The 6,615-nt window shown below is 60.1% G+C and carries 6 protein-coding genes; 2 read left to right on the top strand and 4 right to left on the bottom strand.

The annotated features are described in order from the left end of the window. The 3 genes from IQ273_RS28705 to IQ273_RS28695 form a co-directional block, all read right to left on the bottom strand. Positions 1-1,976, bottom strand: a 1,976-nt coding sequence (locus IQ273_RS28705; RefSeq protein ID WP_194026529.1) for a hypothetical protein, incomplete at its 3' end; no start/stop codon positions are given. A 138-nt stretch (positions 1,977-2,114) separates the two neighbouring features. After that, positions 2,115-2,330, bottom strand: coding sequence for a DUF2839 domain-containing protein (locus IQ273_RS28700; protein ID WP_194026528.1), 216 nt, complete (start codon positions 2,328-2,330; stop codon positions 2,115-2,117). Between the two features lie 125 nt (positions 2,331-2,455). Continuing rightward, the gene (locus IQ273_RS28695; RefSeq protein ID WP_194026527.1) at positions 2,456-4,027 is read right to left on the bottom strand and encodes an ATP-dependent DNA helicase; all 1,572 of its coding nucleotides are present in this window, start codon (positions 4,025-4,027) and stop codon (positions 2,456-2,458) included. Positions 4,028-4,196: 169 nt separating this feature from the next. Between IQ273_RS28695 and IQ273_RS28690 the strand changes: the two genes are divergently transcribed. Both IQ273_RS28690 and IQ273_RS36100 read left to right on the top strand, forming a co-directional pair. Next, positions 4,197-5,078, top strand: a complete 882-nt coding sequence (locus IQ273_RS28690; RefSeq protein WP_228054080.1) for a prephenate/arogenate dehydrogenase — start codon at positions 4,197-4,199, stop codon at positions 5,076-5,078. A 195-nt stretch (positions 5,079-5,273) separates the two neighbouring features. Continuing rightward, positions 5,274-5,513 carry a type II toxin-antitoxin system MqsA family antitoxin gene (locus IQ273_RS36100; protein ID WP_397198900.1) on the top strand — a complete coding sequence of 80 codons (240 nt, stop codon included), beginning with the start codon at positions 5,274-5,276 and terminating at the stop codon, positions 5,511-5,513. Between the two features lie 49 nt (positions 5,514-5,562). Here the strand turns inward: IQ273_RS36100 and IQ273_RS28680 are convergent. Then, positions 5,563-6,615, bottom strand: a 1,053-nt coding sequence (locus tag IQ273_RS28680) for an ATP-binding protein (RefSeq protein WP_194026526.1), incomplete at its 5' end; no start/stop codon positions are given.

Genomic DNA, 6,615 nt, shown 5'->3' with positions numbered 1-6,615 from the left:
GTTAGGGCTGGCGGCGGGGCCGTAGGCGCAGCCTCAATAACCGTGGGCATTGGAGTTGCCGCCTCAGCCGGGGCAGAATTTTCACCGGGGGAATTTTCACCGGGAACAGTGTCGATGCGGTCTGGCAGGGGCGATCGCGGCAGGCTCAGCTCGGTAGGCACGGGGGCCGGGGCGACAGGCAGCGCCTCTGTCGCTGGCATCGTGTCTGCGGAGGTCTCTGCGCCAGGGGTTTCACTCTCAGGATCGCTCTCCACTGGGTCAGCGATCGCGGCCCGACGGGCAGCCGCCTCCTGAAGGGCGCGCAGGCGAGCGCGCTCGGCGGCGGCAATCTCTCCCTGCCACTCGGCGATCGCGGCTTTGGCCTCATCGTAGAGGGCGCGACCTGCTCGAATGCCGCTGGCTTCGGCAATGGCCTGGGAGAGGTTGCCCTGGGCTGCCAGCGATCGCGCTCGGTTGAGCAGCGGACTATCCTCCATCACCTGCAGCTCATTGGTCCAAATGTAGACCCAGCTCTGGGCTTCGCCGCGCAGGGCACGGGGCAGGGCAATGGCATTGGCGGCTTGAATCGCCGCCTGTAGACCCTCAAAGGTTTTGGCCCTGGCCAGTGTGTGGGCTTCGACCAGGTAGGGGCGGTCTTCTAGGCGTTCAATCTCTTGCCGCCAGTGGGCTACCAGGGTTTGGGCCTGCACCCGCCGGGGGTGGCCCATCGGCACCTTAGCCGCCTGGTCGATCGCGACCTTAATCGCCTCTATGTCGCGCACTTGCCCGATCGCCTGGGCGGTTTGCAGGCGGGTCAGCTCGCTCAGGTGGGTGCGCCAGGTCGCCACGCTTGACTGGGCTTGGGCATAGTAGGGGCTGTCGGCGGGCAGTCGATTGGCCAGCAGCATAGCCCGGTAGAGCGTTACCAGTTGATCTGGAGCGGTGCGCCAGGTGGTCAGGCTCTGCTGGGCCATCTGGCGCGCCTGACTAATCCAAATCAGCTCCTGGGCTGGCTTGGCGCGGCTGGGGTTGAGGGCGGCACTCCGGCCCAAGGCGATCGCCGCGTCTAGATCAGAGGCGTACCACTTGTCTTGCCCTAGCGTTAGCAACAGATCGCTCCAGCGATCGAGGTAGGGTTGGGCCTGCTGACGGGTGTAGGTACCCTCGTCGATTTTGCTGGCGGTGCGCAAGGCTGACCCCAGGCGATCGCTGCCGCCAGGGGCAGCGGTAGCCACAGCCTGAGCCAGTAGTTCTCGGGCCTGACGCTCTTGGCGAATCTGGCGAGAGAGCGTCGACACCTGCTCTACGCGCCAGTGAGAATTTTTCAGCTCAGCTAGGGCCAGTGTTTGCTTAGAGGCCGTGGCCCAGTCCTGCTTTTGCAGCGCCGCCTGGGCCGTAGCCAAAATGGCTTCGCCCTGATCCCACTCAGATTGCCAAGTTTGGATAGTCTCTTGAGCGGTGGCAAATACTGGGCTATCAACTGGAATGTGGCTGACCAAAGACTGAGCCTCGGCCATGCTGCCGTTGCTGCGCAGCTCTTGCTCAGCGGCTTTTAGCGCCACCCACGACCACTGCTCTACCAGGGGCTGCACCTCGTAGTGGAGCGGGTGCTCCGACGTCCAGCCGCCCACTAGATCGAGGGCAGCCAGCACGTCGGTCAATTCGCCCGAGCCAGCAGCGGTTTGGGCACAAAACAGCTGAGCGCGATCGGTGGTAGCGGTGGCCGTATTTTCGCAGTTGGCGGTAGGCGGTAGGTTAATTAGCCAGAGAAATGCGCCAAAGGCCGCCGCACTGGCTGCACCACAGCTCAGCAAAGAGATCAGTAGCAGTCGCCACGACTGGCCGCCGCCCTGGGCAATAGGAGGAATAACCTCAGGTAAGGCCAGGGCTGGCTCAGAACCATCAATGACTAAACTAAAGTCCTTGGCGACTCCGACAACTCCGTCGGGCCGGGGCTCGCCTCGCTGGGGGCCAGATGGCTGTTGTTGGCTCAGCATATTCTCGCAAACTCCCGTGCAACCACCTACTCTCACTCTACCTAGAATTTATGGAAGACGGAAAGTGCTCATTATGATTTCTTAGCGAGAATAGGAAAATTCGCGCCGATATATCTGCAAACCCTGAGATTCGTAGTTCTAGTCAGCCAAACTCCACCAGCCCAGCCCAGGGCCAACAAACCGCAGCGTAATCCAGAAGGCAATCACCAAAATGATGCCGCCCCAGGCACCGCGAGTTGTCCACTTTACAAACTGCTGCGACTGATCTTTGGTAATGGGCAGCCAGGGCAGGATGGGTTCTGCCTGACCATATTTTTCGCCTAGCTGCTCTTTGCGTCGTTTTGATTCGCCCATGGGTCTAGGTTGCTACGTTCAGTACTACTCCATCTTTAATCATAGGACGGCATGTGTGGAGGGGATGTGAAAGGTGGTGAGGCAGCGTTCTGACAACCCCTCAACCCCTTAAACTCTTAACCCCGCTAGCGTCTTGCGCCCCAGTCCGACGGCAGCGATCGCGTGCAGGCAGCCGGGCTGAGGGCCTCTAAAATTTGTGCGCCATAGCTGCGGTAGTGGACGCGGGTATCGAGCAGGGCCACGGTGCCCTGGTGCTGCCGCGAGGGGGCGATCGCGCGCTGTAGTTCGGTAACTGCGGTTGGAAATAGATACAGCCGAAACCAGTCTTGCCGCCGCCGCTTGTGAAAGGCTACCCGCCCTGCCACCATGGGGTTTTCTAAAGACGGTAGGGGGAGCGTGGCCACAATCAGCAGGTCTGGGGGCGGCAATAGAGCCCGATGCTGCCGCCAAAACTCCCAGCCGCTGACCAAAATACCGTTGCTGCCGACAGCCGCCTGCTCAACCTGCACCCGCGAGCCAAACTCCCCGGCCAGGGCCGCCCCTAGCTGACCCTTGAGGGGCAAATCATCGAGCAAAATCACGGTAAAGCCGGGGCGAGGCGCAAAGCTTTCAAAAACCGTTTCGGAGCAATTGTCGGTGTTGGCATCGCGGCTCAGCAAGCGGCGAATTTCTTGATGCAGCACGCCCTGAAACTGAGGCGTGTTGGGCAGCGGCAGATGGTTAGGCAGGTAGAGCTGGATCGCGTCGTTTTGACGATTGGGGGTGAACTGGAGACAGGTCAGGTCGCCCAGCCCCAGCCGCTGGCGAAAATGGTCGGCGGCTGGTTCGGGGTCTAGGGCTGCCCCCAGCAGTACCACCGGCTGCCGAGACCACACTGGGGCCAGGGCCGGGGCCAGGTCTACCGGGGCGCAGTGTAGGGTCATCTGACCGCGATCGCGATCGACGGCAAACCACAGCAGGTGGTCAGGCGGGTTGAACTGCTGCCAAAACCGCGCCCACTGAGGCGGCATTGGTCCCTCAGGCTGGGGGGTGCGGCTGGCGGTCAGTACCTGGAACAGACGCTGGAGCTGGTGACAGTCGTTTTCTTCGAGTAAGTAGCGATGGTAGGGGTTAGCCGGGCGCTGAAAGGCCGCGTGGGTGAGGGCCACATGGGTATCTTGAATCAGCCTCTGGTGGTCGGGGTAGGCCAGAGCCAGGTGGTTCCAGTCGAGGGGAACGAGGTCAGCGGTGAGCTGCTGTCGCACCCACAGTTCTAAATTGTCGGCATCGTCAATCAGGGTGGGAATGCCGTCTGGGAAATGGCTTGTACCAGTGAGGCGATCGCTTAGCCAGGCTTCTGGGGTAGTAATCAACAGACCGTTAAACCCACTACCGGGCCAGCGATCGCCCCGGTGCACTGACTTTTGCAGCCGCAGCTTTTCTTGCAGGCGCGGCAGATCGGCCATCAGCAATCGCTGGGCAGTCGGTTCAGGGGCCACCACAATGGCCGGTCCAGGCCACATCATCAGGGCAATGAGATAGCTAAGCCGGTACTCACCCTGGTAAGCCGATAGACCACCCACCTGCAACAAAGCGCTTCGCCCCAGCCGCAAGGCCCGCGCCACGAGCCGCGCCAGCGTCAGGTGATGGGGCCAGCTTGGCTCTCCCCATTCCCGCAGCAGGGCGCGCAGTTGTTGGTGTACTTGGGCCTCGATCAAGGTAATGGCATCCAGATGAAGGAGCGGTTGAGAGAATCAGTCGGAATGGTTGACGATGGTGTTGACCTTGGGGTTGCCGTAGAACCAGACCGCTCTACAGGCAAGAGCTATAAGTGTTCATTGTCGCATAGAAGATTCGTCGGGGCTGCTGGGTAACCTCCCCCTCGATATGCTGGTAAAAACCACTGTGGGCAAAGAGCTAGAGACTATGGAACGCATCGCCATTATTGGCCTGGGGTTGATTGGGGGTTCGCTGGGGCTAGACCTGACCCGACAGGGCCACCCGGTTGTGGGCATTGCCCGCCGCGTAGAAACGGCTAAGGCGGCTCTAGCGATGGGGGCCGCCACCGAAGCGGGTACCGATTTAGCCCTGGTCGCGGGGGCCGAGGTGGTGTTTATCTGCACCCCCATTGATGCCGTTGTCGCGACCGCTGAGGCGATCGCGCCCTACCTGTCAGCGGGAGCCATAGTGACCGATGTGGCCTCGGTAAAGGGGGAGCTTGTGCCTGCGATCGAGGCACTGTGGCCCGATTTTGTCGGCGGGCACCCAATGGCGGGTAAGGCCGAGGCGGGGCTGGCGGTGGCGGAGATGGGTCTGTTTCAGGGTCGCCCCTACGTGCTCACCCCCACTGCGGCGACAAATCCAGCGGCTTTGGAGCGGGTAAGGGCGATCGCCACCCGCCTCGGAGTCAACCTCTGCCAGTGCAGCCCCGCCCAGCACGATCGCGCCGTGGCGTGGATCTCGCACCTGCCGGTGATGGTCAGCAGCAGTTTGATTCTCGCTTGCCAGGGGGAAAATGACCCGGCCATTCTTGCGATCGCGCAGACCTTAGCTAGCTCGGGCTTTCAAGACACCAGCCGCGTCGGCGGTGGGGTACCTGACCTCGGCACCCTCATGGCCCGCCACAACCGCGCGGCGTTGCTGGAGGCGCTGACCGGTTACCAGCACCAGCTAGAGCAGATTAAAGCGCTGGTTGAAACGGAGAATTGGGAGCTTTTGCACAGCCAGTTAACCCAGTCGCAAGAAGCCCGACCGGCCTATCTGAGCTAGTAGAAACCGGATTAGCGATCGCGAGCCGCTTCTTTCTATCTGCAAAGTTTGTAAAGAATGCGTTTGGAACCTGGCAGTTAGCAAGGTGACGGATGGTCAACGGGCGGGGGTTAACGGGGTGGCAGAATAAATATTGAGAGCATTCGGGAAAAACGCGCTGAGGAATATGTCAAATAAGGGCCTAACCAGTGCGCAATATTAAATGCAGGATCTGCGGTAGCGACGATCGCGAAGAACGGTCGAATCACGTATCTGTATAGCCATCAAGGGCAATACCTGATCGTCCCCAATACCCCTGTGGAGATTTGCAGCAATTGCGGCACAGTCTATTACAGCGCTGAAGTTCTAAAGAACATTGAGCGTCAGTTTTTTGCGAGCCGCAACAATACTGAAGCACCCGACCAATATCTCCAGGTACCTGTAAAAGCCCTATGAAACCTGCGAATCATCCGCTGGAATTCTTTCATGAATGCCAGCATGCAGATTACTTCGGAGGGTACACGGGTTCTTTGTCGATCACCACTGGTTCTTGATATAGCAGGGCCGTAAAGGTCACCGTCGAGCCTAGCCCTTCGCCCATGCTGATGAACTGCACCACGCCGCCCATCGCCTCTACCAGGCGCTGAGAAATGGCCAACCCTAGGCCAGTACCGCCGTACTGGCGGGTGCGATCGCCATCTACCTGACTAAAGCTTTGAAACAGCCGATCCTGCTTCTCTAGCGACACGCCAATGCCCGTATCGGCGACGCTAATTTTGACCAGGCCGGGCCAGGTTTTGCCCTGGCGCTCAATTTTTTGCGGCTTCACCTCGGCGCTTATGGTCACGCCCCCTTCGTGGGTGAACTTGATCGCATTGCCCACCAGATTCATCAGCACCTGGAGCAGTCGCTGATAGTTACCGTTGACGGTGATGTCATCGCGGGTGGCGGGCAGCAAAATTTCGAAATTCAACCCCTTTTGGTCGGCCTGGTGGCGCATAAAGTTTTCGAGGTCGGCCAGCAGCTCTTTAAGGCTGATTGGCCCCATTTCGATCTGCATTTTGCCCGCTTCAATTTTGGCGATGTCGAGCACATCGTTGATCAATTGCAGCAGGTGAATGGCTGACTTGTGGGCTTCTTCAATGAATTCTTCCTGCTCGGCGGGGTCATCGGCCATGCCGTCGAGCACCAGCTTGAGAAAGCCGATCATGCCGTTGAGGGGGGTACGCAGCTCGTGGGAGGTGTTGGCCAAAAATTCGCTCTTCAGGCGGGAGGCTTCTTCGGCTTGGCGGCGGGCTTCTTCGGCCTGGCGGCGGGCCTCTTGAAACTCGCGCTGCTTGTCCATCAGGCTGGCGTTGGCCTGCTGAAGTTTAATGGCTAGGGCGTGGCTTTCGCTGAATAGGGTGGCGTGGGCGATCGCGGTACCGACCTGATCGGCCAAGTCGGTAAGCAAATTTAGCTCCACCTCTGACCAGGGGCGATCGGGGCGATCGTGGAGCACGATGAAGCCGTTGATGGTGTTTTGATAGCGGGTGGCAACGGCGACAGTGGCGGGGTC

The sequence above is a fragment of the Nodosilinea sp. LEGE 07298 genome (genome assembly GCF_015207265.1).
Lineage (GTDB): Bacteria > Cyanobacteriota > Cyanobacteriia > Phormidesmidales > Phormidesmidaceae > Nodosilinea.
Note: the sequence above shows the minus strand (reverse complement) of the source record. Positions and strands in the feature narration are given on the sequence as shown.